A 26,365-nucleotide genomic window follows, 5' to 3' on the forward strand; every position below is an offset into this window, starting at 1 on the left:
AGCGCATGACGCGAATTTATTTATAGATATTTCGCTCATGCGCTATTTCCTTACTCCCTACCTTCTACAATAAGGATAGACTTTATTGAGATTTGTATAGTTGGGGATCAGCTGTCATGGCTCCCGCCGTTTTCATTCAAAATTTGCAAAAGCGCTACGGCACAGTGGTTGCCGTCCAAGATGTTTCCTTTCAAGTAGAACCAGGAGAAATCTTTGGTTTACTTGGCCCCAACGGTGCTGGGAAAACTACTACCTTGCGTGCCTTGTGTACCCTGACCACACCGGATGCAGGCAAAATCGAAGTATCTGGCATCTCTGTGTTAGATAATCCAAGAGTAGCAAGACAACGACTAGGCTATGTAGCTCAGGAAGTCGCTATAGATAAGGTGCTGACTGGAAAAGAACTGCTGCAATTGCAAGCAGCACTTTATCACCTCCCAGGCGCAGTAGCCAAACAGCGTATTGAGACGGTATTAGATTTACTCGGTTTGCAAGAATACGCCAATAAAAAAACAGGAACCTACTCTGGCGGTTTACGCAAGCGCCTAGACTTGGCTGCTGGGTTGCTCCATGCACCAGATGTTTTGGTGTTGGATGAGCCAACTGTAGGGCTTGACATAGAAACCCGTTTTGTGGTGTGGGATTTCTTGAGAAAATTACGCGCCTCTGGGACGACGGTAGTAATTACCAGCCATTATTTAGAAGAAATTGACGCCCTAGCCGATCGCGTGGCAATTATAGATCGCGGCGTTGTGATTGCTAGTGGTACACCTTCACAACTGAAAGATCAAGTAGGGGGCGATCGCATCACCTTGCGAATCCGCGAATTTTCCCCCATTGAGGAAGCTGAAAAAGCCAAAAACCTCCTGAAACCTTTGTCATTTGTCCAAGAAGTAATCATCAACAGCGCTCAAGGTAACTCCCTTAATTTAGTGGTGACACCTCAGAACGATGTTTTGATTAACATACAGCAAGCGCTGAAAACCGCTGGCTTACCCATATTTGGCATCGCCCAATCTCGCCCCAGCCTCGATGACGTTTACCTTGCCGCCACAGGACGCACCTTATTAGATGCAGAACTGGCAGCCGTCGCCACCCGCGATCCGAAAGCTGAGAAAAAGCAAAATATGAGGTAGGGAATGGGGAGTGAAGAAGAGAATAGGTGACAGGGTACAGATTATTCCCTGTCACCTGTCACCTCTCCCCTAATTCCAATCCCCAATCTAAAATCCAAAATCCAAAATCCAAAATTGCTATGAGTGTGACTCCTAAATCTGATATCAATTGGCAGCCATTAGCATCGCCGCAAGTAGATGCTAATATTGCGTCTAACTTTTTCGGTGAATTGGTACAAGAGACGTTGGCTTTAACTCGTCGCTTGTTTATTCAGTTGCAACGCCGTCCCTCATCTTTAATTGCTGGAATTATTCAACCAGTAATGTGGTTAGTACTATTTGGTGCATTATTCCAAAATGCTCCCAAAGGTATATTTGGCAATACAACAAATTACGGTCAATTTTTAGCTGCTGGCATTATTGTGTTTACAGCCTTTGCTGGGGCACTGAATGCTGGTTTACCCGTAATGTTTGACCGTGAGTTCGGCTTTTTGAATCGTTTGCTGGTAGCACCATTAGCATCGCGGTTTTCTATTGTTTTTGCTTCGGCAATCTTCATCATCAGCCAAAGTTTGCTGCAAGCAGCCGTAATTGTTGCAGCAGCAGCATTCTTAGGGGCTGGACTACCCGATGCAGTGGGTTTGAGTGCGATCGCTCTCATTGTCTTGCTTCTAGCTTTGGGTGTAACAGCCATCTCCCTCGGTTTAGCTTTTGCTCTACCCGGACATATTGAATTGATTGCAGTGATTTTTGTCACTAACTTACCATTATTGTTTGCGAGTACTGCTTTAGCACCTCTATCTTTCATGCCTCAATGGTTACAGGTTATCGCTACCCTGAATCCTCTTAGCTATGCGATCGAACCAATTCGCTATCTCTATTTCCACAGTGATTGGGAATTAGGTAGTGTAGTGATGCAGGCTCCTTGGGGCAATGTTACCTTTGGGGGAGCGTTGCTGGTGTTGTTTGGCTTTGCCCTAGTCGCCTTACTAAGTATTCAACCCCAACTGCGTCGCACTCTTGCTTAAAGAGATAAAATAGATAAATTTTAGGGTAGAAACCCCATGAAAAAACCATTTTTACAAATTACTAGTCTGTTTGTAGCTACGGCAGCAGGGATTACCTTTGCTTCCTTGCTGATGGCTCAACCCAGTTCCGCTCAAGTCAGTAGTCCAACCGATGCTTTTCCCAGTAATAGTACCACAGACCAAAATACCGATCCTTTCGCGCGGTCAAACTCAGATAATTTCAATATGTTTGACCTGATTCATCGGGCGAATTTTGGGACTCTCAACTGGAATTCTGACCAACAGAACGAAGAACTAAACTCAGCAGCAGCAGCCTTTAAAGCAAGGCAACAAAAATTAATTCAAGGTCAACAACGGCAAGCAACCCCCAGTTCGCCAACGATTATACTACCATCAACTACGCCGCCATCGGTTACACCGTCATCAGGTAACTGAATTCAAACAAAGAACCCCAAGCCACTACAGGCTTGGGGTTGAAAAGATTTAAAAAATCCTTAATTATCAGGTAAAAAACTACAGCCCAAGTGCAGCTAAAACATCGCTAGCATGGGTGGTAGTATTTACACTAGCGTCAACATGGGTAATTTTGCCGTTAGGGTCAATTACGTAAGTGACGCGCTTGGCATAACCACCGCCATCCACATCGAAAGCTTTGATAAGGGATTTATCGCTGTCTGCCAGTAGGGGAAAATTCAAATTATATTTTTGAGTGAATGCCTGATGGGAGACTTCATCATCTGCACTAACTCCCAAGACTACAATATCTTTGCCTTGATATTGAGACTGGGCATCCCGAAAACTACAGGCTTGTTTGGTGCAGCCTGGCGTGTCATCTTTGGGGTAAAAATACAAAACCACTGTCTTTCCGGCAAAATCAGATAAAGAGACTGTGTTGCCGTTTGTATCTTTGGCGGTAAATGCAGGTGCATCCGTACCAACTGCTAGAGGCATAATTAACCTTTCCTGTTTCAGATTGTTGATGCACTTGAAATTTTACATTAATTTATAATGATTAAATATAATTACTAAAAAATAGCATAACTATACTTTAGGTAACTAATTTTGGTTTAATGGGGTATTTGTTGCAATAAAAAATATATTCTTCAATTAATCTTTTTGAAAAGAAAAATTTCTCCCCATACACAATGCCTGTTGTTGATTCCCAAAACCCAAATATTTTTGTCTATCCTCAAAGCACAGTAGAAAGAGCCGAGCGATCGCTAGTGTGTTCACCCTTTAATGTATCTTTATTTGAAGTGATGAGACACCAGAGTGTGTCATTAACTGCGATCGCTCTAGAAAATGGACTCAAGCATGGCTATACCAAGCGCCCTTTATCAGAATTAGCCTGTGATAACGCCTTGGGCTGGCTAATTCAAGTGGGTGTATTGCGGCGAGAAGTCGATGGACAGGGGATTACAGATAGTTTTCGCCTCACTCCTTTGGGACGCCAGTTAGTCGAACAATATCAAGGAAGAAATTGGCGTACTCCTTCATGGCGCGATCGTTTCTATGATGCTGTGATTCGTTGGTTACGGATACCTTTTTAGAATCAAAACCCCAAGAGTTAGGATTAGGGAATCAAAGGGAACAATATATACGGAAACATCACATCTATTCATGAAGTCTTTACCATAATCATCTAATTGAAGTTTGTGATTGTTATGGTGGGCATTGGGCATGATGTATTATTTCATCTCGCCTGCCCCACTGTTGTTCGCTCCTAAAAATTAACCCTGTATCTTGAAAAACTAAGTGATAGCGACTATGAAATCAATTATGGTGGTGGGGACAACATCTCATGCAGGGAAATCACTTTTAACTACAGCTATTTGTCGCATTCTGTCGCGGCGTGGTTGGCGAGTGGCTCCCTTCAAAGGTCAAAATATGGCTTTAAATGCTTATGTGACTGCCAGTGGTGGAGAAATTGGCTATGCCCAAGCAGTGCAAGCTTGGGCGGCGGGAGTCGTGCCTTGGGTAGAAATGAACCCGATTTTACTCAAACCCCAAGGGGATATGACTTCTCAAGTAATTATCAAAGGTAGGTCTGTAGGCAAAGTGAGTGCTTCAGATTACTACGAGCAATATTTTGAACTGGGATGGCGGACAATTGAAGAATCGCTACAGCATTTAGGAACAGAGTTTGACTTGGTGGTTTGTGAAGGTGCTGGTAGTCCAGCGGAGATTAACCTCAAGCACCGCGATTTAACTAATATGCGGGTGGCCAAATATTTAAATGCGCCAACCATGTTAGTAGTTGATATTGATCGGGGTGGTGCTTTTGCCCATGTTGTTGGCACTTTAGAGTTATTAGAACCAGATGAACGCGCCTTAATTAAGGGTATAGTCATTAACAAATTCCGAGGACAGCGATCGCTCCTAGATCCAGGCATAAAATGGTTAGAAGAACGTACAGGTATCCCCGTTGTCGGTGTTATACCTTATTTACAAGAAATGTTTCCAGCAGAGGATTCTCTTGACTTGCTAGAACGTCAATCGTCATCAAGTAAAGCCCAAACTGACCTCAATATTGCTGTCATCCGCTTACCAAGAATTGCCAACTTCACCGACTTTGACCCACTGGAATCAGAAAGTACAGTTTCAGTAAAATATCTTAGCCCTAAGCAAGATTTGGGACATCCTGATGCAGTGATTATCCCAGGTACAAAGACCACAATTTCTGATTTGCTACTGCTACAAAAAAGCGGTATGGCAGAAGCAATTCAGAACTATGCTGCATCTGGCGGAACGGTTTTAGGTATCTGCGGTGGCTATCAAATGCTCGGTCAAATCATTGCCGATCCAGAAGGGATAGAAGGACAAGCAGGCAGATTTCAAGGGTTAAATCTTTTACCAATCAGAACCGTAATTACCGGACAAAAAATCGCCCGCCAGCGCCAAGTTAGCTCAAATTATCCACAACAGGGCTTGCCAGTTAATGGCTTTGAAATTCACCAAGGGCGATCGCGCATTGAACAACAAGGCATAGACCCCCAATCGTACCATGCCCTATTTGACGATATTAATTTAGGATTAGTAGATAGTTGTCAATCGGTGTGGGGAAGTTACCTCCACGGGCTTTTTGACAACGGCCCTTGGCGACGGGCTTGGTTAAATCGCCTCCGTCAACAGCGCGGTTTAAAATCTTTGCCCACAGGTGTTGCTAACTACCGAGAACAACGAGAGCAGATTTTGGACTCCCTAGCCACTGAAGTAGAAAGCCATTTAGACTTAACTCCATTTTTGTCTTAAACTAAAGTGCGTATTTTTTCGATCAGAGTGTCATTAGTAAATGACCAATGACCAATGACCAATGACCAATGACTAATGACCAATGATTGTTCGTGTCCGCTTTTTACCAGATGATGTCACAGTAGATGCTGAAGTAGGCGAAGCTCTCTTAGATGTAGCAGACCGGGCTGGGGTATTTATTCCCACCGGTTGTCTAATGGGGTCTTGTCACGCTTGCACTGTCGAATTAGAAGATGGAGAGATTATTCGCGCTTGTATCACCGCAGTACCGCCACGCGAGGAATTGACGATTAATTTATTTAGCGATCCTACTTGGTAATGTCGGCCCTGTTCTTGACAAGCACTGGTATAGTATGCGGATTATTGTAGATAGAATAACTTATGAGTTACATAACGCATAATATCTACCATTACTAATTTATGTCTCCGTCAGACAAGTATCCAAAATTTAAAGATAAAAGGACGGAGCGGTTTGCTTTAGGTGAGAGGGTCAAGGAGTTTCAGGCTTTTACAGACCAAGCATACAAACGACTTGATATATTAGATGCCGCTACTAACAAAGAATCTTTGATGAAACTACCGAGCAACCATTTTGAGTCTTTAGAGGGTGATCGAAAAGGTCAATATAGCATTCGGATCAATAAGCAATGGCGAATTTGTTTCAATTGGCCAGACGAAGAATCTAAACCTTTCAACATCGAAATTACAGACTATCATCCTTAAAGGAGAACAACATGGCACGGCCACCCATCCATCCTGGAAAAATTCTTGCTGATGAGCTTCATGAATTGCAGATGAGTGCAAGTGAGTTAGCACGTATCCTTCATGTACCAACAAATCGTATTACTGAAATAATTAATGGTGAACGGGCAATTACTGCTGATACAGCATTACGATTGGGTCAATGGTTTGGTACTGGTGCAGAGTTGTGGATGAATTTACAAAAGAATTATGAGCTTAGACTAGCTGAAGAAAAAATGGGTGAAGAAATTCAGGCAACTATTTCGCCCCGGATATTATCTGAGTACAAGCAAGTCAATGCATAAACAAAAATCTAATGATTGATTAGATTTTTGGGATAGACAGCAAGAAAGTTTGACCCATTGTTTCTTAGTGCGGCGATCGCATTTTTTAATAAAATTAATGCCAAAGAAAATCCGGGAACTGAAGCAAATGCTTTGCCAATCAGGTTTTACAGAAGTCCCAGGAAAAGGCAGTCACACTAACTGGGTGCATCCTTTGTATGATGGAAAAATTACGCTTTTAGGCAAAGATGGAGCAGATGCCAAACGTTACCAAGAAAAGGAAGTAAAACAGGCAATTAAAAAATTAGAGGAGAAGAAAGAAGATGAGTAAGCTGAAGTACCAAATGCTTATTCAATGGTCTGATGAAGATGATTGCTATTTAGTAGGATTCCCTGATTTTCCAGGACAACACTGGCGGACTCATGGTGATACTTATGAGTTAGCGGTGGCAAATGGAATTGAAGCCTTAGAGTCTCTAATTATTGCTTATGAAGCTACGGGTGGTTCACTTCCAGAACCAACAGTTTATAAAGCTGCATAGTTTAGGATCTTAAATTCTCACAGCTTTATCACAATAATATAAGGAAACTTACTATTAACAAAGTCCATCTTTGCTTAACTAGATTTAATGTTTAACGCATATTCTTTAAACCTTTCCAAATCAGCTTGAATTGTCGATTCAACTATCCGTCCCAAAAATAAGTTATCCATAATTTTGCCAATAATGCCGGGAATGGCGTAGGAAATAGTCATTTTCACAATGCTACTATTGTGGCGATCGTAAAAGCGAATTGCTCCCTGATTCGGCAAACCATCAACCGATTCCCATTGGATAATTTGGTTGGGAACAACTTTGAGAATTCGGGATTGCCAATTAAATTCTAGACTACCCGTCTTTAATTTCCAAAGAGATATATCTGGATTATCCGGCGGAATTTTCACTGAATCAATCCACTTCATCCACCGAGGCATTTGCTCCAAATCAGACCAGAGGCTCCATACTAAATCTATGGGAGCCTCTACTTCTACCTGCACAGTATGCTCTAACCAGTCTGACATTTCTCTTCTTCCTTCTCTACGAGACGCTGCGCGATCGCAATTCGTTATTTCTTCAAACTCTCTAAAATTACTTTTGCCGCACGCCGTCCAGAAATAGTAGCACCTTCCATACTGTCGATGTAATCTTGCTGAGTATAACTGCCAGCAAGGAAGAAGTTATCTACTGGTGTTTTTTGGTTGGGACGGTACGCATCCATTCCTGGCGCTTCTCGGTAGAGAGACTGAGCGAGTTTTACCACACTGTACCAAGTCATATTTAGCTCCCGCGATGAGGGAAACAGTTCATGGACTTGCTTGAGGACATGCTGTGCGATCGCTTCATTACTTTGGGCAATAAACGGATCTCCCGGTGTCAGCACTAGCTGTAACAAAGATCCCTGTCCTGGGCGATAATAATCAGCAGGGCTAGTCAACGCCAAATCGGCAAAACAAGAAAAGTCAGCATCGGCTGTGTAAAGTAAATTATCAATTCCAGCCGCGTGGTTTAGCTGTTTACGTTGCTCTTTATCCTTCAGTTCCGTTACCCAACCATCGAAGCGTAACTGCACTGTCGCCACTGGCACTGCATCAAGTTTGTAAATATTGTCAAATTCTGACCACTTACGCCACTCCTGGGGTAAGATGCGTTGAATTCCTGGAACATCACAGGCAAAAACGTAAGCATCAGCAGTGATAGTTTCTACGGCATCGCCTTGGGCGACTGCTATACCAGTGACGCGGGTTTGTTCATCTGACTCAGTAAACTGAATTTCCCGCACCTGCCGACGTGTGTAAACTTTAGTGCCTCTAACTTCCAGATATTCCAGAATGGGCTTGTGTAAATATTCATAAGGGGAACCTTCCAGCATTCGTAAAACTGAAGCTTCAGTTCTGACTGCAAATAACTGGAATATCGTTAACATACAACGGGCAGACATATTTTCGCAATCAATAAACCCCAATGCGTAGGCAATGGGATTCCACAGACGCTTAATGCTGCCATTACTGCCACCATGACTGCGGAACCAATCAGCAAAGCTAATTTTATCCAAATTGCGGATGGTTTTCATCGCCCCGTTAAAGTCTACCAATCCGCGCACTATCGGACTAGTACCCAAAGCGATCGCATTTTGCAATTTATCCTGCAACGATAGTTGGGAAGTAGTGAAAAATGCCTTTAAACCATTGAAAGGCGCACCTGTAAGAAAGCGAAAATCTAAAGCACCAGTCTGGCCCCCTTTGTTAATGAAAGTGTGGGTATGTTCCTTGAGGCGTAAGTTTTCTAACACCCCCACTTTCTTCATTAAGTCAAATAGTTGGTAGTAGCACCCGAAAAATACATGCAGCCCCATTTCTAGATGGTTGCCATCTCCATCAACCCAACTGCCAACTTTACCACCCACAAACGGACGAGACTCAAAAATCTCGACTTCACAACCAGCATCAGCTAGATCTATTGCGGTTGCTAGTCCAGCCAGTCCCGCACCTACGATTGCAACACGCATTCCGTCGTTCCTTTTCAGTTTCTTTACAGATTGTAACTGGGTTGGTGTCGGAATTTGCTACTTAATATCAACTCCACCAGCATATTAAGGCATGGCAATATCGATACTAAAACCTCTTTGATTACTTCTTTTAGTCTCAGCTAATGACCAGACGCGAGAAAAACGCGTCTGGATCATCTAGACAAACTCTTGTCCATAGCAGCGGACTCTCAAAAGTATCATAGATATTTTTTTGGTGGCAAAGCAGTTTTCTGGATAAGTCATGAAAGTAACTTCTTACTTATTTGCATCTTTACTATCGTCGGAGACAGGCAAACTTCTAATGAGTTCACGAATCACGTCAGTTGCAGGTCTACCTGTTTGCTGACAATATTTTTCTAGTTTTTCCGCTTCCTGTGTTGCGAGATTTACTGTTATGCGTTTAACGGCCCATTTTTTATTTGTCATTATCATGCTATCTGCTGTATATTTAGATGGTCGAAAGAGTCTAAATTAATGAGGGAACCGATAAGGTTATCAGAGTTTGTCTCAGGAAACAAGTAATACCATTAATATTAAAAATGTTCGTTTTGTCAAAGGATTCATAATTTTCTAAAAAAATCAAAAAGCGATACTTTATTTGTTACTATTGTGACAGCATAATTAGCACATAGTTGCTTTTGAAGATAATAACCCTACTAACAGCATGAGTAAAGACTGACAATGAAATTTGATAAATCAATTTGAGATACCTACTGTTGACTCAATGAAGATTTACAAAGTTATTCTTCATCGAAAGCATTTGACCTTCTCTCTTAACTAAGTTCGCCAAACCTGTTTGGAGAGAACATCGGCTAGAACACTAGAAAATAAAACTTCAGAATCACAATCGTGCTGAAATGCTGCCTTACAGGCGGGTTAGAGTGGTTTGTGTAGAGCGTGAATAGTCACTTATCAAGTAGGCAAATAAGCGATCGCTCCAGAACAAACTCCCATCTGCACCCATTACTGTAAGCAAGAAGTTAGAGCTACTTGAACGGCTATAAATTTTGGCTTACCTCGATCAAGCTGATTGCTTTTCAGTGTCAATGTAGTAGCCATAAAAAAGGGAACAAAACTCAGTCTAATGGGTGTAAATAGCCAATTATTTTGGTAAATTTTGACAGCATTATCTGTAATTTCACACAGATGAATTAATCCAGGTCAGTATGATGTTAATTGACTGTTACCGATAATAATATTTTAGTTTTATTTCATGCTTTTACACTAAAGTTCCCGTAAATATACGATTAAATTTTGCGTATTTTTTATCTTTCCTCTAGCGATATAATTTGCTTTCAATCCAACGACTGTTTTGCATTTTTCCTATTCATCTATCTATAGGTTATGTAAATAATTTTTAGTCAATCATGGCACTAAAAATTCAACAGCAAATCTTCTTATCAGATTTAAGCTAAGAGATAAACTATTGCCAGAAAAAATTGAGTTACAACTATTTACTATTTGGTAAGTATACCTATAAAAATAATTGTATATTTCAATCTCCTCCGGTGGTTTGTTCATTATAGCCATTATTTACGTACTTTAAATAATCTTCATTTAGACATTCAATCAGCTATTTTTCATGCTTTATAAAAAAATTACAAAGAAAAATATATACATCTGAGCTTTTGCTTAATGATATTGATATAGAAGAAAATGCTCAAACAAAAAACTTGCTAAAAAAGATTCAGATATCTAAATGCATCAGTTAGGTTTGATTAAAGCAAACTTTGCAGATAGTCTTTAGTACTTTGTAGCTATTTATACTGAATATATTTCAATGAGATGAATGAAAAATTATGAAAATACAGGTACTTCATGAACTTAAGGTAAAGCTATACCAATTCCACAAATGTTTCCGACAGATAATCCACCCATCTCTTAGTAATACCATTTTGAATTTTAGATTTTAGATTTTGGATTGGGAATCGCTTTCTGTGTCTGGTTTTTGTGAAACCATCTGTCGCAATCATTTTTTAAATTGGTATATAGCGTTTCCTATTCAGATGAGGTACAACATTATATCCCAAGGTGTATGGGATATCCCATACGGGTGTACCTTAGGCTTATCGGGAAACGTTATAACTACGGTTTACACACATCTTTGTACAAAACCGCAACTATTGAAGATCCTCCAAAATCCCCCGCTCAATTGGAGGATTTTGAGAATTTTTTGCACCCCTTAAATCAATGTGAGATTGAAAATTATGGAAATTTGTGCAACTATTCAAATTTAAGTTGGGGCATCAATTGGAGAGTGCCAATACCTAAATCTTTGGGTGAGAGCGATCGCGCTTCAAACAAAGCCATCATATCTCGTAACTGAGGATTGCCACGGGAAGCTCCCGTTAGTCCTTTAGCAATGATTAAACCACAGTAGCCCTTAGTATTTTTACACCGCTGATTCCATTTTTTTCGGGCTTCGACATGAGTCGGATCTTCGTCTAAAAATTCACCAAATAGGAACAATTCACCATTTTGAGTTTGCAATAAACCCAGGTCGTAGCGATCGCCATCGAAGGGGTTAGCACCTGGATTAAAGCAAATTGCTCTCAGTCCGCCTGTTGCTTCAATTCTTTCAATTACAGTTTTCGCCTTGGGTCGGGAAGTTTGAATTAAAATTACTGGCAAACCATCACCCACTTGTTTGATTTCACCAGCCTGATGGTAGCTGACTCCCTTTCGCAGATACTCCAACATTTCCCAGGACACCACACCTAAGCTGAGAAAGGAATCTTCTGGTATCAAGTCATCTTGCAATGATTGAAAGTCAGGGTTGTCAATCTCTTGATCGTCAATATCAAAACCTGCCATTTCCTCTAATTCTGCGGCTAACTGCGGCATGGTAGAGACTGTCACAGGCACAGATTTAGTTGATGATTCTTCCGACTGCGGTAGAGAAATACGATAGCGACGACCCACAGTCGGGAAGATATCTTCATGAAGCTGGCGACGGTGATCGCGAATAAAGCGGCTCAGGCTTTCGATCGCAACCAAGATTACCAATGCTTCTTCGTCGTACAAAACAGACCGTAGTCCTTCTAAGGGGTGGATATTACCGAAGGTGGGGTCAATTTCTGATAATGGCAGATCCGCCAAATCATCTTCTTCATCCTCATCTTCATCGGTTTCATCAGCACTCTCAAAAGTGAGAAACAAGCAATCTTGCTTGAGGAAGGCTTCTTCTAAATGCTCTGTGGATTCTTGATCTGTTAAAACTGCGGCGCGAAATTGTTTTAAAGACTCTTCTGAACGATAAAACAAAATCCCATATTCCATTCCCAGCATTCCCATGACTGAGGCATAGAGTGTACCAACATCCCACTTATTAATCTCAATTGACAAAATTTGCTGTTCTTCTAAAAATTCCCAAGGTGCTGCTTGCCAAATTGCAAATGCTTTTTCTCGTAAGATTTGTGCATACTGTGGGGGTAAGTCGGGGGTTTGACTATCGAGAATGTCAGCAAATCCACGAAATAGTTCGTCAATTAAAGGCAGTTCTGGTGCGTAGTCAATGGCAATATCCAAATCTTGTAACACTCCCCGCAGGTAAAATTGGATCTCGCGGTCTTTGACTACAATTCTTTGGGGTCTGGCAGGTCTTGCCGGACTCTGGGGATGCTCCATAGCTTGCATTAAGGTGCGAACTATTGCTTCTGGGCCAATATCTGAGGCTACTATGTCCATGCCTCGAACAACACCTTGGGAGTAATCTACCCAAAGAATGCATTCTCCCTTTGCCTCTGAGTCTGAGAACTGGTTTGGTGATGACAACGGACGGCGATCGCCCTCCCATACAGAAGGAATTTGAGTTAATTTCTTCAACCGACGACTGGTAGAGCGATTAAAACTTGTCATAGAGATCAAAAGAAGCAATTTGGAAGTAAACTTTGGGAGATAGTTGGTCTCGGATTAAATTTTTATGGCTGCACCTGAAGGGTTGTTGCTTCTCAGGGCAGGGCTTAGGAAGAAGGGGGAGGGGGCAGGGGGCAGAAGGTAATCCCGATGAAATGAGTTTTTTAAGCCTTGTATGAAAATGTTCTAGAGACTGGGATTTTACTCAGCACGGGTTAAATGACTTGATACAATTCTTCTTTTTAAACTGGATTTTATACCGAGAACTAAAGTTTTCATTCATAATTCTTTCTTCCTGCCTCCTGCCTTCTCGTATAAATATACTGAGTCTCTCAATTCTAGAATAAAAATCTTTGGCTGCTTTTAACAGAGTGTTTACAATTTGGTATCTAGCGCCTTAGAAGTCGCTAGAATGAATACAAAAACACTCAAGAGCCACCCAGAGGCATTAACAAGCCGATATCGGGTAACGCTTAGACTAATTAAGGAGTTTAAAAAGCAGATGACACAAGCAATTCAGGCTCAACAACGCGGAATTCTGTTGAGCGAAGCCGCATTGCACCAGGTAAAATCCCTCCGGGACAAGCAAGGCACAGACTTCTGCTTACGGGTAGGAGTGCGTCAGGGTGGCTGTTCTGGGATGTCTTACATGATGGACTTTGAAGACACTAGCAAGATCACCCCCCAGGATGAAGTTTTTGACTATGATGGCTTCAAAATTGTCAGCGATCGCAAGAGTCTTTTATATCTCTACGGCTTAATGCTCGATTATAGCGATGCCATGATTGGCGGTGGTTTCCAATTCACTAACCCCAATGCTAACCAAACTTGTGGTTGCGGCAAGTCATTTGGGGTGTAATATTGTCATTTGTCATTTGTCCCTTGTCATTGGACTAAAGACAAATGATAAATGACCAACGACTAATGACTCATGATTAATTTACTATGACTCAAACAGTTGAATCCCTGTTTGATACAGGTTTAGAACGCTATAAAGCTGGAGAATCAGTAGAATCTTTAATCCCTGTGTTTAAAGAAGTGTGCGATCGCGCTCCTAAAACTAGTGCTGCTTGGGTTTGTTTAACGTGGTTGTATCTACTTGATAACAAACCCAATCTGGCTTACAAAGCTGGACAGAAAGCAGTCAAGTTAAATCCACAAGATCCCCAAGCCAGAATAAATCTCGCCCTAGCAATGCTAGAAACAGGTCAAAAAGGTTTACGAGAACACATTGACATAGCACAGCAGTTGATTTTTGTCAATGAAGAATGGAGTGATGAAATAAAAAATAGTATTGAAGACGGTTTAAGTAGAAAACCAGATTGGCAGAGTTTGAAAAAAGTCAAAAATTGGTTGTTTGAAGAATGATGATTGGGGATTGGGGACTAGGGGGAATTTATTGAAGTCAGTCTCTAAGTTGTTTCTTCCCAATTCCCAGTCCCCAATCCCCCAATCCCCAATCCCCACTCGAATCATGAAAGATAAATTGTTAAATTGGCTAAACATGGCTTTAGTCGCAGATGTTTTTTTGGTTTTGTTTGGCTTTGGCTGGTTAGCGATCGCTGCGATCGGTGATGCCGTAGGAGTAAACCTGGGCTTGGATTTGTGGCATCAACTGTGGCAACCCTTATTTAACCCAGCGATCGGCATCCTCATGGGCGGTGCCATTCTTAGCGGTATTACCAGTTGGGTTTCCAAAAAATTTCTTTCTAGTCAATAGACTGGGGACTGGAAATTAGGGACTGGGTAATGAAAAAGAAGCAGATTAGCAGGGGTAAAATTTTTCTCCTCTGCGCCTCTCGTCTGTTTTGCCCAATCCCTAGTCCCCAGTCCCCAGTCCCTTTTAATTAAGAATTTGTGTTAATGCTGATTGCAAATTAGGATATTTGTACTCAAAGCCAGTTTCTACGGTGCGTTTTGGAATGACTTGCTGACCTTCTAAAACTACTATAGCCCCGTCTCCTAAAAGAGCTTCGATCGCAAAAGCAGGAACAGGCAACCAAGAAGGGCGATTCATAACTTGTCCCAAAGTTTGGCTTAAATCTGCCATCCGAACCGGGTTAGGGGCAGTGGCATTATATATACCTTCTATTTCCGATTTACTTAAAGCTTGCAAAATTAGGTTAACTAAGTCGTTTACGTGAATCCATGAGAACCACTGACGCCCGCTGCCAATAGGCCCACCCGCGAAGAGTTTGAAAGGCGGAATCATTTTACCTAAAGCACCACCATTGCCCAAAACAATCCCAAAACGCAGAATTACTAGCCTTACACCACTATCTTTTACCTTTGTTGCCTCTGCTTCCCAGGCTTGGCAGACTTGGGCTAGAAAATCGTTACCAGACAGACTTGTTTCATCAAAGGTGGCTGTTTCACTGGTGCCGTAGTAACCAATAGCGGAAGCGTTAATTAAAACTGTAGGTTTGGGGTTAGCGTTAGCTATTGCCTCAACTATTTTTTGTGTGCCTAACTTTCGACTATTAAGGATTTCTTGTTTCCGTTCAGGTGTCCAACGTCCTTCACCAATGGGTTCTCCTGCCAAATTAACTACACCATCACAACTAGAGATGACACTTTGCCAAGAACCGGATGCATTTGGTGTATAGGCAACAATTTCTATATTGGGAAAAGCTTCAGATGGAAAAACCTTTTGAGCAAAGGCGGTGTTCCGAGTTAATACTACGATCTTATGACCTTTAGCGTGGAGTCGTTGTACCAAAAGATTACCAACAAATCCTGTTGCTCCAGTAATTGCGACTTTCATTTTCTATCTCAGCCAAACCTTTATTGTAAAGTTTTTGATCCAGCTTTCAGCTTACGGCACTTTCCTTGTGCATAGAACAGATGTTGGTAATGCCTGATCTCAAAAACTTTGCTTTGTTAATGACTATGTGTTTAGATGCTTCGGTATTATAGGATGGACGGAGTGTTGCAAGGCGTGGGGCTATTATGGCTCGCTATACCTGTTCATTTGTTGTTTCTGTTCCTAGTGACCATCTGTTGCCGTTACTTGTAGAACTTCTACAGGACTGTCAGTTGGATATTCAATACCACACGGGCGATTACATTATCGCTCGTCAAGTTCCTGGCAATGTTCCTTTTCCTAAATTGGTAACAGTAGAAGTACTGATTGACAAATCAAAATCTACTGAAACAGAAACCCGGATGAGTATTGTGATTAAAAACGAAGAACTACCACTTCAATTAGATAATTACTGCCGACAAATGTTTGAATTTATCAAGCAGGCTATTGAAAATAGCCGCCATTGGCATTTGATTGAAAGTCTTGCAGGATAGCTTTGGTGATTGAATTGACACTCCCACTGCTTAAAGTTGTGGGAATGTCAGACTGTGATTGTTAGTGATTGGTAGTTATAATTCACTCTCCTATATCCTCTAAATCCTCGGCCATACCGGGGTTTATTAGTGTAATGTCGTATTCACTCGAATCCGTTTGTCCTAAACGTTGGGTGTTTCTTAAAAGGTAATAAATGGCACGTACTTGAGGGCCAAAAACGATCTCGTCTTCATTTCTGAGATCGTGGGCTGGTATCTTGCGTCCATTAATCATCAAACCGTTAGAACTAGGCTTACCTTTGACATCGCCATCTACAATCCGGTAATAGTAGCTATGACTATTATGCTCTCGTGGCAATCTCACTAATGTGGCATGGCGGCGGGAGACAAACTGCGACATCAAACGGATATTACATTCGCGATCTCTACCGATAGAGTAGACGGGGTGCTCTAGAGAAAATTCTTTGCGACCTTGATCGTCTTCAATAATCAGTAGATGGTTTTCATTGGTTTCTGCTGCCATTGACAAATCGGTGGAACTATAATTAATCAAGATTTGTTTAGTATCGTATCCTGTCATTTTCGCGCACCATAAATCTGTGGTGCTGATCTAAATAAGCTTTAAAATTGCATGATACCTTGAAAGAGTAGAACATGTCCGTTCTACTCCAGTAGCTATGATAGCTTTGGTAAGTGTCTAAAAAAGGTTTGTGAGCCGATAAAACTTGAATACCGACTCAGTTTAACTTTAGGGAACCCCAAGAAATAAATTATCCAATATTGTGGCGTGGGTAACATGAACGCCCAGTCAATAAGGCGCTCATGTTGCCCATCCCACAAGAGTTAATTGGATATTTTTTATTTGGAAGTTCCTTATATGGGAATTACCAAGATTGGCGCTGAGGAATTTTACGTGTAAAGGAATATTCTAAGGGTGATGAGCTAATCGCCGTAATAATATTGAGTTGGTGACGACGCTCACAGAGCTAAAAGCCATGAGTGCAGCAGCACCAGATGGGTTCAGGACAAAACCTAGACTTGGGAATAAAACACCAGCTGCTAAAGGAATGCCAACTGTATTATATGCAAAAGCCCAGAATAAATTTTGGCGGATTTTGTTGAAGGTGGCACGACTTAGCTGAATAGATTCGACGACATCGTTTAAGCGATCGCGCATTAAAATAATTTCAGCAGTTTCCATCGCCACATCTGTCCCAGAGTGTAAAGCAATTCCTACATCTGCTTGAGATAAAGCTGGAGCATCGTTGATTCCATCTCCCACCATTGCGACAATTGAGTGGGGAGTAGGGAGTGGGGAGTAGGGAGTGGGGAGAGAGGAGTTAAGAGTTTTTGTCCCCTTGTCCCCTTGTCCCCTTGTCTCTCCTAACTGGAGAGACTGTATTGCAGCCGCTTTTTTTGCTGGGGGGACACCTGCGATGACATCAGCGCTGTCTAATCCTAGTTGTTTAGCTATGGCGCTAGCTGCTTCTTTGCGATCGCCACTGAGCAACATTACCCGTAAGCCCATCTGACGCAATTTGTCTACGGTGGATTGGGCATCTGGTCTGAGGGTATCAGAAACACCAATTAGTCCGGCTAAAGTTCCCCCAATTGCTACACAAACGACTGTTTTGCCATCTGTTGCCAAATCCTGTGCTATCTGTTGTGCAGTTTCACTAATGGGAATGCCGTGCCAACTCAACCAGTCCCAGTTACCCAATAGCACAACTGTGTTATCTACCACAGCAGATACCCCTAATCCCGGTTCCGTGTGAAAATCCACAGCTTTTGGAATAGATAACTGTTGCCGCTGTGCTTCTTGCTGAATCGCTTTTGCTAGGGGATGGTGAGTGCCACTTTCTACGGCTGCTGCTAGTTGGATTAAGGATTGGACATTGTTTTCCTGCTTTTCTGCCTTTTCCCCAGTCCCCAACTGCTCAATTAAGAAACAATCTGTGACGATAGGTTTACCTGTGGTTAGAGTGCCTGTTTTATCAAAAACTACGGTGTCTAGTTGGTGTACTTTTTCTAAAACGTCGCCACCTTTGATTAACAAACCCCGTTCTGCACCCATAGCAGTGCCGACAAGAATGGCTGTTGGTGTGGCGAGTCCTAAAGCACAGGGACAGGCGACTACCATCACTGCGATCGCTAGTTTTAAACTAATTAATAAAGGGGAGTGGGGAGCTTCATCTGTAACGTGGTTCATCATTTCCATACCACCAGACATGGTGATATCAGTCCAGATGTGAGTGCCGAAAAAGTACCAAAAGATAAATGTTAATACAGATGCCGTCAGCACCCCGTAGGTAAAGTAACCTGCTACTGTATCTGCTAATTTCTGTACTGGGGCTTTCCGAGTTTGGGCGGCTTCTACTAGGGTGACAATTTGAGCTAGAGTTGTATCACTTCCAATCCGGGTTGCCTGAATAGCGATCGCTCCTGATTGGTTTAGTGTCCCCCCTGTCACCATATCCCCTGGTTGCTTAATGACTGGCACGGCTTCCCCAGTTAGCATTGACTCATCGACCGTTGTTTGACCAACCATCACTTCACCATCAACGGGGATTTTATCACCTGGCAGCACTTGTAACCATTCACCGACACGCACCTGTTCCGCAGGAATTTCTATACTAGAAGAACCCATTCCAACTTTATCTGGATTGGCAATCAATCGCGCTAAAACTGGCTGGAGTGCTAGCAATTTCCTAAATGCGGCGGCAGCACGTCCTCTAGCTTGTTGTTCTAATGTCCTTCCTAAGAGAATAAAGCCTAACATCATTACTGGTTCGTCAAAGAAGCACTCCCAACCCATTTTGGGAAACAGCAGTGCTACTAAACTAGCAATGTAGGCTGTGAGTGTTCCTAATCCCACTAAGGTATTCATGTTGGGCGCATTTCGCCGCCACCCCAGCCAGCCATCTACTAAAATCGGGCGACCGGGAATTAATAGTGCCACTGTTGCCAGTCCACAGTGAAACCAGATGTTATTTAGCATTGGTAGCATTGAGCCACCAAGATTACCAAAATGTCCACTTCCCGACAATAACAGCAACACCGCAGCGATCGCTAACTGTCTTACCGAAGATCGCATTTCGCGGCGTTGGCGTTCTGCTGGGTCTGGTAAGGTAGATATCTCACCTGCTACTGTGCCACTAGCTTTTCGGGGTTGAGTCGGGAATCCAACGCCTGTTAATCGCTGTGCCAGTGCATCTGCATCTACTGTACCAACTTCTGACTCTACAACTGCTACCTCTGTGGCCAGGTTGACGCAGGCACTCTTAACTCCTGGATGTTGGGCTAGCTGTCGCTCTACTGCATTCACACACCCAGCACACTTCATGCCCCCAACATCGAGAATAATTTTCTCTAGAATTGGTTCAAGTTCTGGGACTAGCTTGGTTTTCGGGACAAGTTGCATGGCAAGTGTTTAGATTCGCTACAGAAATTCAACGCCTGACTAAAAGCGTCTCTAATTTGAGCGTAGGCGAAATATCGGACTACGACTGAACGTCAACCATATTAAAATTATTAATTTATCAGAAGAATTCAGAATTCAGGAGTCAGAATGGGCTAAACGCCCCGCTACCGCTAACAGTATTAATTCTTCTGTACGAGTGTGTGATAGCGCCGGCGGCAAGCGAGTATTTTCGAGTCGCGTCTGAATATTGGTTAAAACCTTACAACTCTTAGAGACGCTACCGCGTAGCAAGATCACCGTAGGGGTACGTCCCGCTACGCGCTTTCGCCCCTGGTGGGCGAAAAAAATAAAAATATTCTCGCCTGAAGACTCTATCCCTTTATGGTTAGAGTATTCTGAATTCTGTATTCTGACTCCTATTTTATCGTACTTCGCTGAGGGTTAACGACGGCTCCAGCGTAGATAAGTTATATAAATAATAGCTCCAACCTGTATTGGCATCAGCACAATTAGGCTTTTTAAAAAATAGTTGACTTCCAAATTAGACATAGCACTGAAATATCCTAAGCCCAACACGAGGAACATCACCGAGGTAAGATGTTTAGGTTTAAGAGTCAGCATATAAGTATAAATAAGTGCTGTGTATACGGCAGGGAATAGGGAATCAATACTGTTCGGTTAAGACCAGAGACGCGATGAATTGCCGTCTCTACAATAATCAATCTTTTGTCTTGACGGCGATTTATCGCGTCTTTATAATGATTTCTCGGATCTTTGGGCTCTACAATTTCCATCAAAAAACCTTAACCGAACCGTATTGAATAGGGTTGAAAGTGTCTTGGTATATGGCTTTTTTATGAGATTTTTTACCAATCTACACGTATCAAATTTGCTGGAAAACTACTAAAACCAGCCCTGCTTTTTCACAAAGTAGGTATTTACGAATTTTTCAGGGGGCTGGTTCAAGTAGATCATACCTTCAACTAAACCTACAAGCTGCATAACTAACAAGGCAATGCCGTAGGTGAAAGAACCCCCAACGACAGAAATCACCAACATGATAAAGCCTTCCGCAGCGTATCCTAGAATAAACTTATGAACTCCAAATGCTCCCAGGATAATGCCACAGTAACCAGATAGAAGTTGCTTGGTGGGGTGGCTGGGGTTGAGATTTGCCATACAAGTGTTGCTCCTTGATGAATGAGTATAAAAATAAAGTCTTTATTGTAATGAAGGCAGATACATTTACTTACTTAAATAAATAGATTTTTAATTTTTTCAGTATGAGTTAGCCTCAAGACGAATAATCAAAATCAGCGTGCTTCTATTCCAGAAGGAACGCTAAGTCTTGCGGCATAGCCGGAAAATCTGGCGCTCCTTCATCACTTTTGATGGATTTGACATCGCAACTCTGGTGCAGCAGTTTTGCAGATTTTTAAGTAAGACATTGATCTTGAGAACAATGAACCTCAATAATCAGCAAAAGCTGCTACATACACAACTTTTTACAAGTCCATCAGTATTATTTCCGGATTTTTTTGGCAATCGCTAGCAGGTGTGAAATGTGATCGCACCAATGAAAAACCCAACTGTGTGGCTAGTAAGAATCTAGAAGTGCAAGAGGCATCTTCCACTTCTTTCTAACCCCTTTTTGTTGCCGATTTCCACTTCGATGAGCGCAAAACGGAATTGCAATCCAATTTATGACGGCTAAAAATGGTTCGGGAAAACAATTAACATCTCGAAAATGGCTAAAATCATGCGAATGAGAATAAATGCTTAACTGGATAGTTTGTTGCCTATGTTAATAGCATTCTTTGATTTGCTTTTGCCACGATCTCAGTTTGGTTTTCAGCCAGTATTTATGCTTGAACCAATTGTAACTAGTTAATTGTCTCTACTTATGGAGATAAAAGCAAATTTTTTGTTTTTGAGCAACAGTACTATCTTAGTACTAATTACTACCTAATACAAATAAGCTTAATAATGTACCACTATTCCAGAGACTATGGAGGAGCATCGGAGCCAGGAGGTTACGCGATCGCGTGTAAACTACTCCCAAGACAATGCCCAATGCGGTCAGGGGCAGAATTTCTGACAAACTGAGGTGAGCGATCGCAAACAACAAACTACTGATCAGAATCGCTCCCCACACGGGTAAGTAACGAGTCAGAGAGGGTAACAAAAAGCCACGAAACAGAATTTCTTCAAAAAATGGCGCAGCGATCGCGGCTGTGGAGAAAAATATACCAAGTGCTACAGCGTCTTGGCTTTCTAGGGCTAGTTGCAACAGAGGATTACTACCACCCTGTCCTTGCCATAGCTGTTGATTAATCAAAGATACTACCACAACTATAGGTAAAGCCGTGCAATAGCCTCCCAGTCCCCACCAAAACCAATTATCTTGAAAACGGAAGCGAAACCAGAATTCTGGTAATGGAAAAAAGCGCTTGAGAGAGAAATACAGCACTAACAGCGCACCTAATGCCACCAATAGGTAACTAACTAAGACAGAAAAAGCCTGAAGTCGCACATCCACAATCGGACGTGGGATGGGTAGCACTGAGATTACCAAGGGTACAAAAATTTGCCCCATGAAGAAAAAGCCGATGATAAAAACTTGCAAAACTGTTTCACCATCCCAAGGCGTTGACCAAGGAATATCAGCATTTTGAGCTAATAACGAGGCTTTTCCTTTCAAAAAGCGTTGAGCAAATAATAAAATCAGCAGTATTAAACCAATTAAAGCTGCCAAGGTGGGAATAGTGCCAATAACCGCCAATTTCAACACAGCTTGAGCCGATGATTCTTGTTGTGCAGCTTTTACTGCTGATAAAGCATCTTGTCGTTGCTGGAGTTGGTATAACTTCACCAAAGCAGTAGAGCGAAACCAACCTTCTAAATTCCTTTGAATCGGTTCTTGAGCATTTGGGAGGAGGCGAGGAGGATTGCTCCACAGTCCACTTAATACAGCAGCAGTTTGTCCAAATTCTGGATTGATATCTGAGCGTTGTTGTAATTCGCTCCAAGTCTTGGAGGCTGTATCTGTTTGTCCTTGCTGTGCTTGTAAAATTCCCAGGCGTAAGTCTAATTCAGCGAGTAATTTTTGTAATTGCTTGAGGGATTGCTGTAACGATTGCTTTCCCTGTCTAGAGGCTTTAGTCGGGGGAGGAACATCCGGTAGAGGTTTCGGAGGTGTAGGAGTTATTTCAGCTTGAGAGCGTAGTTGTGCAAGTTGATTATTAACTTTGTCTAAATTAGCTTGAACTGATTGACGCGCCTCCTGATACTGCTTTGTAGCATTCTCCAAGGGTTGCTCGCCAAGTATTGCTTCCCGAATCGCCTGGAGATTGTCATCGTTGCTATCTGCTGATTGCCAAGCTTGGGCTTGTAAAGCAATATTGGTTTGGTATAATTCCAGACGACTTTGAAATTGAGGTTCTTGCCAACTACCGAATAAAGCCGAAACTGCCAACAGAACTGCTATCGGCGTCAGTACAAAAAATAAAATCAATCGCTTGAGTGTCATCTATCCCCCTTTAACTAACCAATGAGGAGCGTGTCCCCCTTGGGAATTATCGCAATAAAAAGTCGGAGGTGGATAAATATCATCTATAACTGTAGACTCGGCAATTAGTTCTGACTTTTAAAAGTCAAACTACACGCGTTATGTCTCGTTCCCAGCCTGAGACTGGGAATGCCTATCCTTGAGGCTCCGCCTCTCTTGCTGGCGGCAGAGCCGCTTTTGAGTTGCATTTCCAGTCTCAGACTGGAAACGAGATTTGAAAATGGTTTTAGCTTAAGTTGACACCAATGTTTATTAATTGCCCCTACCTGAAAATTATTCTTTCTGGCTATTGTTGCCTAAGTCCGGTTCACTTTTCGCTGTTCGGCTAAAAAGTCGATAGTATAGCGACGTACTAGTTTCCTTTAAGGGAAACAGCAAATAGGTGAGAGGATTTATGGCCACAATAATATTTCGGAAGTCCCGCCGTGCCCAAAATAAGATCGCACGAGCAACTTGCTGTGCAGACATCACTCCATAAGGATTCAGTTGACTCTTAAATGGGCCAAGAATTAACTTGCGAATTACACAATCCCCATCCAAACGCTTGAGAGTAATAATATCCCCTAGCGATCGCTTACTGAGTTCATAAAGCGGACTTAAGGCTGGAGAAACCTCAGCTTCAGAAGTGTTTACCCAAATTTCCTTCGTTGCTTTTGCTTGTGGGCCTGTGACAGTTGTCGAAAATATATCCATCAACCGCAATGCCGAAAAGGTATTCACCTCATAAGAGGAGTTAATAGCCTCCGGTGTGCGGCTGGTGTAAACATTGATTCCGTGGTTGATAATTAAAATATCTACTTTCTCTAAAGTATTCCTCAAATTGGCTTCATTTCCCAACTGCCAGGGAACTACTTTCACGCCAACTTGCTCTCCTAATTTTTCTGGATTAGTGGTTAATGCCACGACTTTAGCATTATTCTTGACAAGTTCCGCCGCTAATGCTTGTCCCAACGCTCCTGATGCTCCAGTTAAAGCGATGGTTTTCCCCTTGAGAGACAATCCTGTACCCAGAATTTTATCTACTAAGGGAAAGACACCACTATAGTAAGCGTTGACATCATCAAAATGATGCCGCCAATGGTAAGACCGATTCACCCACCAAATAGATGGTATTGTCTCTAAAGGGCCGGGTAGATGGTTATAGTCTGTATCAATTTTTCCTTGAAAATACCGCACAGACGCACCATACAAGAAGGTGCAAGCATAAGCTACTCCCAACCATAACCCCGGTTGCTGGATAATTAAAGCAATTACCAGCAATACCAACAGCAGGAGACTCGACTCTAAAATGTCGTGATATAGCTGGGATTCTTGATAAATTTTCAGAGAAACTATCGATAAATCGCGGCGGTAGGCGCTATGGTGCTTGTTATGCCATTTAGCAAGCCAATTGACTTGGTGACATAAAGCATGATATGTGTCTCTCAAAACCTCAGCGAGTAAAAGTGAAAAAAGTCCCCAACCAGCGAACTGTAAGCTGGCATTTAGCCAAACCCAATTAATTTGTAATCTTGCCTCAATTCCAATCAAGTTTTCGGCTAACATTTTTATCATGTTTGTCTATACTCATTATTCTTAATCATTCTTCATAATCTGATAAAGGTGCGTTAAGGTCGAGTCTAGAGCAAATTAAAATCAAAATTGAGAGTGGGGAAAAATAAGCAATGCCAAATTACGAATTACCTTAGCGCAACATTAGCAAGTATTCGAGCCTCATTACTGGAGTATTCAGAAAAAATAAATAATCAATAATAATATTTAACTATATAACTATATATTGATAATATTAATTTGTGCTTTTTGATTGTTCAGATTCTAGATGAAGATTTTTACAACAGAGCAAGCGATCGCGGGATAATACATCATTCACGATAGGGGAGCGTGTATGCAGGTAAAGTTAAGAGTTAATGTTACTACTATGACTATGGTGGTATCACTGCTTGCAGCGCAGGGTGCTTATGCTCAAGACACCGACATCACAAGTCAGGCATTCATGCGGGCTGCACTAACGGTGATGACATTCGACTACTTCGCGACGAAATGTAAGCAGGGTAGTGGCTTTGCCGCTACTGATGCCGCCAAGATCGAGTCTTGGCAAACCACGAATGGTGTCGCCCAGATCCGCGCGCGCCTGAGCGACTTTGATCGCTACCCTACCCAAAAACAGCAACTCGACCAGGCTGTGGCTGAGGTTACTCAAAAAATCGCACGTCAGTACGCCAATATCGATGCCTGTACTGTGGCGTTGTCGGTGTCGAAGTTGCCCGACGCGCAGTTCGCAACGATATCGCCACAACTCCTTGCGTCGGTGAGCAACCCCCCTAAAACACCCAAGAAAGTTGAACGACCACCTTCCAACACGCCTGCAATTGTTTCTTCCCCATCGAATGCCAAAACTTTGGCTCAGATCGATAGCTTCGGCTTCAATTCGCGTCCGAAGATGGGCATTGGTGGCTTCATAGCCCTTGATATCTATCCCGTTGTACTCTTTCGTAACGGAGATGTGCTTACCAACGTCGAAGGGCTTTCCTTCAGCGGCGGACTCGAAGCCCACAAACGCGCAAATCCCGATGAATGGACACGTTGGCGTCGTCAGGGTGGTAAATTGCAACTTGCCCAAAAGGGCGGTTGGGAGGCGTTACCTTTCCAAACGACGTATCCGAAATTGCCGAACAACTTCAAGCTTGATGGACTCTTCCGCTCACTCTCTGGCACGGGGACGGTTGCGATCGGAGGCAACCAATCGGTCGCTGCTTGGCAAGATTATCGCTTCTCGGCTGATGGTCGAGTCGTGCGCGGCAACGGTGCTGGTGGAAGCGCCGAATCTGGTGGCACAGCGATCGCTACTAGCAGTACAGCACCAAATCAGCGCGGTCGCTATCGCGTTGAAGGACTGACGCTGTACATCACCTACGAAGATGGCTCAAGCGAGCGTCGCATCTTGATCGCCGATCCGAAAGATCCCAAGAGTGTCATCTGGCTCGATGGGGTTAGCTATGTACGCCGGAAGCAGTAATAAAACAATTACAGCAGTTTTCGATCAAACCCGTCACAAAAATAAATCATAAAACAAAGCCCAGTATTGCTTTTATTTGTGGCACGTTTGATTGCAATTCGCTGTAAAAATTAAGAATAGAAAATTAAATAGACAACTTTAGTTATGGGATACAAGCCCACTTGAAAAACATATTTGTCCGAGACACGCTGCATTATCCGCCACTCGTACAGAATTCATTCTG

General features: G+C 42.5%; 26 protein-coding genes. 15 read left to right on the top strand and 11 right to left on the bottom strand.

Going from position 1 to position 26,365, the window contains the following annotated elements; translation table 11 throughout:
- Nucleotides 1–116: 116 nt before the first annotated feature.
- The 3 genes from FD723_RS20750 (at nt 117) to FD723_RS20760 (ending at nt 2,578) form a co-directional block, all read left to right on the top strand.
- Nucleotides 117–1,136: an ABC transporter ATP-binding protein gene (locus tag FD723_RS20750; protein WP_179067034.1), complete on the top strand. Its 1,020-nt coding sequence runs from the start codon at nt 117–119 to the stop codon at nt 1,134–1,136.
- A gap of 119 nt (nt 1,137–1,255) precedes the next feature.
- A complete protein-coding gene (locus tag FD723_RS20755; protein WP_179067035.1) occupies nt 1,256–2,143 on the top strand; it encodes an ABC transporter permease in 888 nt (295 codons plus the stop codon).
- 36 nt (nt 2,144–2,179) lie between these two features.
- Nucleotides 2,180–2,578, top strand: coding sequence for a hypothetical protein (locus tag FD723_RS20760; protein ID WP_179067036.1), 399 nt, complete (start codon nt 2,180–2,182; stop codon nt 2,576–2,578).
- A 78-nt stretch (nt 2,579–2,656) separates the two neighbouring features.
- Here FD723_RS20760 and FD723_RS20765 read toward each other — a convergent pair whose 3' ends face one another.
- The gene (locus FD723_RS20765; protein ID WP_179067037.1) at nt 2,657–3,094 is read right to left on the bottom strand and encodes a peroxiredoxin; all 438 of its coding nucleotides are present in this window, start codon (nt 3,092–3,094) and stop codon (nt 2,657–2,659) included.
- A 194-nt stretch (nt 3,095–3,288) separates the two neighbouring features.
- On the opposite strand from FD723_RS20765, the gene FD723_RS20770 reads away from it, so the two are divergent.
- From FD723_RS20770 to FD723_RS20800, 7 genes are all read left to right on the top strand, one after another.
- A complete protein-coding gene (locus tag FD723_RS20770) occupies nt 3,289–3,693 on the top strand; it encodes an Npun_F0494 family protein (protein WP_179067038.1) in 405 nt (134 codons plus the stop codon).
- 217 nt (nt 3,694–3,910) lie between these two features.
- Nucleotides 3,911–5,395, top strand: coding sequence for a cobyric acid synthase CobQ (gene cobQ / locus FD723_RS20775; protein WP_179067039.1), 1,485 nt, complete (start codon nt 3,911–3,913; stop codon nt 5,393–5,395).
- Between the two features lie 82 nt (nt 5,396–5,477).
- Nucleotides 5,478–5,714 (top strand): 2Fe-2S iron-sulfur cluster-binding protein, encoded by a 237-nt coding sequence (locus FD723_RS20780; RefSeq protein ID WP_069073076.1) that lies wholly within the window; start codon nt 5,478–5,480, stop codon nt 5,712–5,714.
- A gap of 101 nt (nt 5,715–5,815) precedes the next feature.
- Nucleotides 5,816–6,118 (top strand): type II toxin-antitoxin system RelE/ParE family toxin, encoded by a 303-nt coding sequence (locus FD723_RS20785; protein WP_179067040.1) that lies wholly within the window; start codon nt 5,816–5,818, stop codon nt 6,116–6,118.
- Nucleotides 6,119–6,129: 11 nt separating this feature from the next.
- Entirely contained in the window at nt 6,130–6,441 is a 312-nt protein-coding gene (locus FD723_RS20790; RefSeq protein WP_179067041.1) for a HigA family addiction module antitoxin, read from the top strand.
- 97 nt (nt 6,442–6,538) lie between these two features.
- Nucleotides 6,539–6,751, top strand: a complete 213-nt coding sequence (locus FD723_RS20795) for a type II toxin-antitoxin system HicA family toxin (RefSeq protein WP_179067042.1) — start codon at nt 6,539–6,541, stop codon at nt 6,749–6,751.
- Nucleotides 6,744–6,962, top strand: coding sequence for a type II toxin-antitoxin system HicB family antitoxin (locus FD723_RS20800; RefSeq protein WP_179067043.1), 219 nt, complete (start codon nt 6,744–6,746; stop codon nt 6,960–6,962). Before FD723_RS20795 ends, FD723_RS20800 begins: the two co-directional genes overlap by 8 nt.
- A 74-nt stretch (nt 6,963–7,036) precedes the next feature.
- On the opposite strand, the gene FD723_RS20805 is transcribed toward FD723_RS20800, so the two are convergent.
- The 4 genes from FD723_RS20805 to FD723_RS20820 all read right to left on the bottom strand — a co-directional run bounded on the left by FD723_RS20805 (nt 7,037) and on the right by FD723_RS20820 (nt 12,843).
- On the bottom strand, nt 7,037–7,480 hold the full coding sequence (locus tag FD723_RS20805) for an SRPBCC family protein (protein WP_179067044.1): 444 nt from the start codon (nt 7,478–7,480) through the stop codon (nt 7,037–7,039).
- 44 nt (nt 7,481–7,524) lie between these two features.
- Complete coding sequence (zds, locus tag FD723_RS20810) at nt 7,525–8,964, bottom strand: 9,9'-di-cis-zeta-carotene desaturase (protein ID WP_179067045.1); 1,440 nt, start codon at nt 8,962–8,964, stop codon at nt 7,525–7,527.
- A 276-nt stretch (nt 8,965–9,240) separates the two neighbouring features.
- The gene (locus FD723_RS20815) at nt 9,241–9,417 is read right to left on the bottom strand and encodes a CopG family transcriptional regulator (protein WP_179067046.1); all 177 of its coding nucleotides are present in this window, start codon (nt 9,415–9,417) and stop codon (nt 9,241–9,243) included.
- A 1,791-nt stretch (nt 9,418–11,208) separates the two neighbouring features.
- Entirely contained in the window at nt 11,209–12,843 is a 1,635-nt protein-coding gene (locus tag FD723_RS20820) for a hypothetical protein (RefSeq protein WP_179067047.1), read from the bottom strand.
- 499 nt (nt 12,844–13,342) lie between these two features.
- On the opposite strand from FD723_RS20820, the gene FD723_RS20825 reads away from it, so the two are divergent.
- From FD723_RS20825 to FD723_RS20835, 3 genes are all read left to right on the top strand, one after another.
- The gene (locus FD723_RS20825) at nt 13,343–13,699 is read left to right on the top strand and encodes an iron-sulfur cluster assembly accessory protein (protein WP_179069217.1); all 357 of its coding nucleotides are present in this window, start codon (nt 13,343–13,345) and stop codon (nt 13,697–13,699) included.
- Between the two features lie 86 nt (nt 13,700–13,785).
- Nucleotides 13,786–14,208, top strand: coding sequence for a M48 family metallopeptidase (locus FD723_RS20830; protein WP_179067048.1), 423 nt, complete (start codon nt 13,786–13,788; stop codon nt 14,206–14,208).
- 106 nt (nt 14,209–14,314) lie between these two features.
- Nucleotides 14,315–14,560 (top strand): hypothetical protein, encoded by a 246-nt coding sequence (locus tag FD723_RS20835; protein WP_179067049.1) that lies wholly within the window; start codon nt 14,315–14,317, stop codon nt 14,558–14,560.
- A 123-nt stretch (nt 14,561–14,683) separates the two neighbouring features.
- On the opposite strand, the gene FD723_RS20840 is transcribed toward FD723_RS20835, so the two are convergent.
- Nucleotides 14,684–15,604: a TIGR01777 family oxidoreductase gene (locus tag FD723_RS20840; RefSeq protein WP_179067050.1), complete on the bottom strand. Its 921-nt coding sequence runs from the start codon at nt 15,602–15,604 to the stop codon at nt 14,684–14,686.
- A 185-nt stretch (nt 15,605–15,789) separates the two neighbouring features.
- Here FD723_RS20840 and FD723_RS20845 point away from each other — a divergent pair, with 185 nt between their 5' ends.
- Nucleotides 15,790–16,137 (top strand): hypothetical protein, encoded by a 348-nt coding sequence (locus tag FD723_RS20845; protein ID WP_179067051.1) that lies wholly within the window; start codon nt 15,790–15,792, stop codon nt 16,135–16,137.
- Nucleotides 16,138–16,219: 82 nt separating this feature from the next.
- Here the strand turns inward: FD723_RS20845 and FD723_RS20850 are convergent, their stop codons facing one another.
- The 5 genes from FD723_RS20850 to FD723_RS20870 all read right to left on the bottom strand — a co-directional run bounded on the left by FD723_RS20850 (nt 16,220) and on the right by FD723_RS20870 (nt 24,680).
- The gene (locus tag FD723_RS20850) at nt 16,220–16,717 is read right to left on the bottom strand and encodes an FHA domain-containing protein (RefSeq protein WP_179067052.1); all 498 of its coding nucleotides are present in this window, start codon (nt 16,715–16,717) and stop codon (nt 16,220–16,222) included.
- 348 nt (nt 16,718–17,065) lie between these two features.
- Nucleotides 17,066–19,558, bottom strand: coding sequence for a cation-translocating P-type ATPase (locus tag FD723_RS20855; RefSeq protein WP_179067053.1), 2,493 nt, complete (start codon nt 19,556–19,558; stop codon nt 17,066–17,068).
- Nucleotides 19,559–20,461: 903 nt separating this feature from the next.
- Entirely contained in the window at nt 20,462–20,737 is a 276-nt protein-coding gene (locus FD723_RS20860; protein ID WP_179067054.1) for a TM2 domain-containing protein, read from the bottom strand.
- A gap of 775 nt (nt 20,738–21,512) precedes the next feature.
- Complete coding sequence (locus tag FD723_RS20865; RefSeq protein WP_179067055.1) at nt 21,513–23,087, bottom strand: CPBP family intramembrane glutamic endopeptidase; 1,575 nt, start codon at nt 23,085–23,087, stop codon at nt 21,513–21,515.
- A gap of 312 nt (nt 23,088–23,399) precedes the next feature.
- Entirely contained in the window at nt 23,400–24,680 is a 1,281-nt protein-coding gene (locus FD723_RS20870; RefSeq protein WP_179067056.1) for a bifunctional sterol desaturase/short chain dehydrogenase, read from the bottom strand.
- A gap of 949 nt (nt 24,681–25,629) precedes the next feature.
- On the opposite strand from FD723_RS20870, the gene FD723_RS42940 reads away from it, so the two are divergent.
- Nucleotides 25,630–26,142 (top strand): hypothetical protein, encoded by a 513-nt coding sequence (locus FD723_RS42940; protein ID WP_256874880.1) that lies wholly within the window; start codon nt 25,630–25,632, stop codon nt 26,140–26,142.
- Nucleotides 26,143–26,365 lie beyond the last annotated feature (223 nt).

Source organism: Nostoc sp. C052 (assembly GCF_013393905.1).
Classification (GTDB): domain Bacteria; phylum Cyanobacteriota; class Cyanobacteriia; order Cyanobacteriales; family Nostocaceae; genus Nostoc.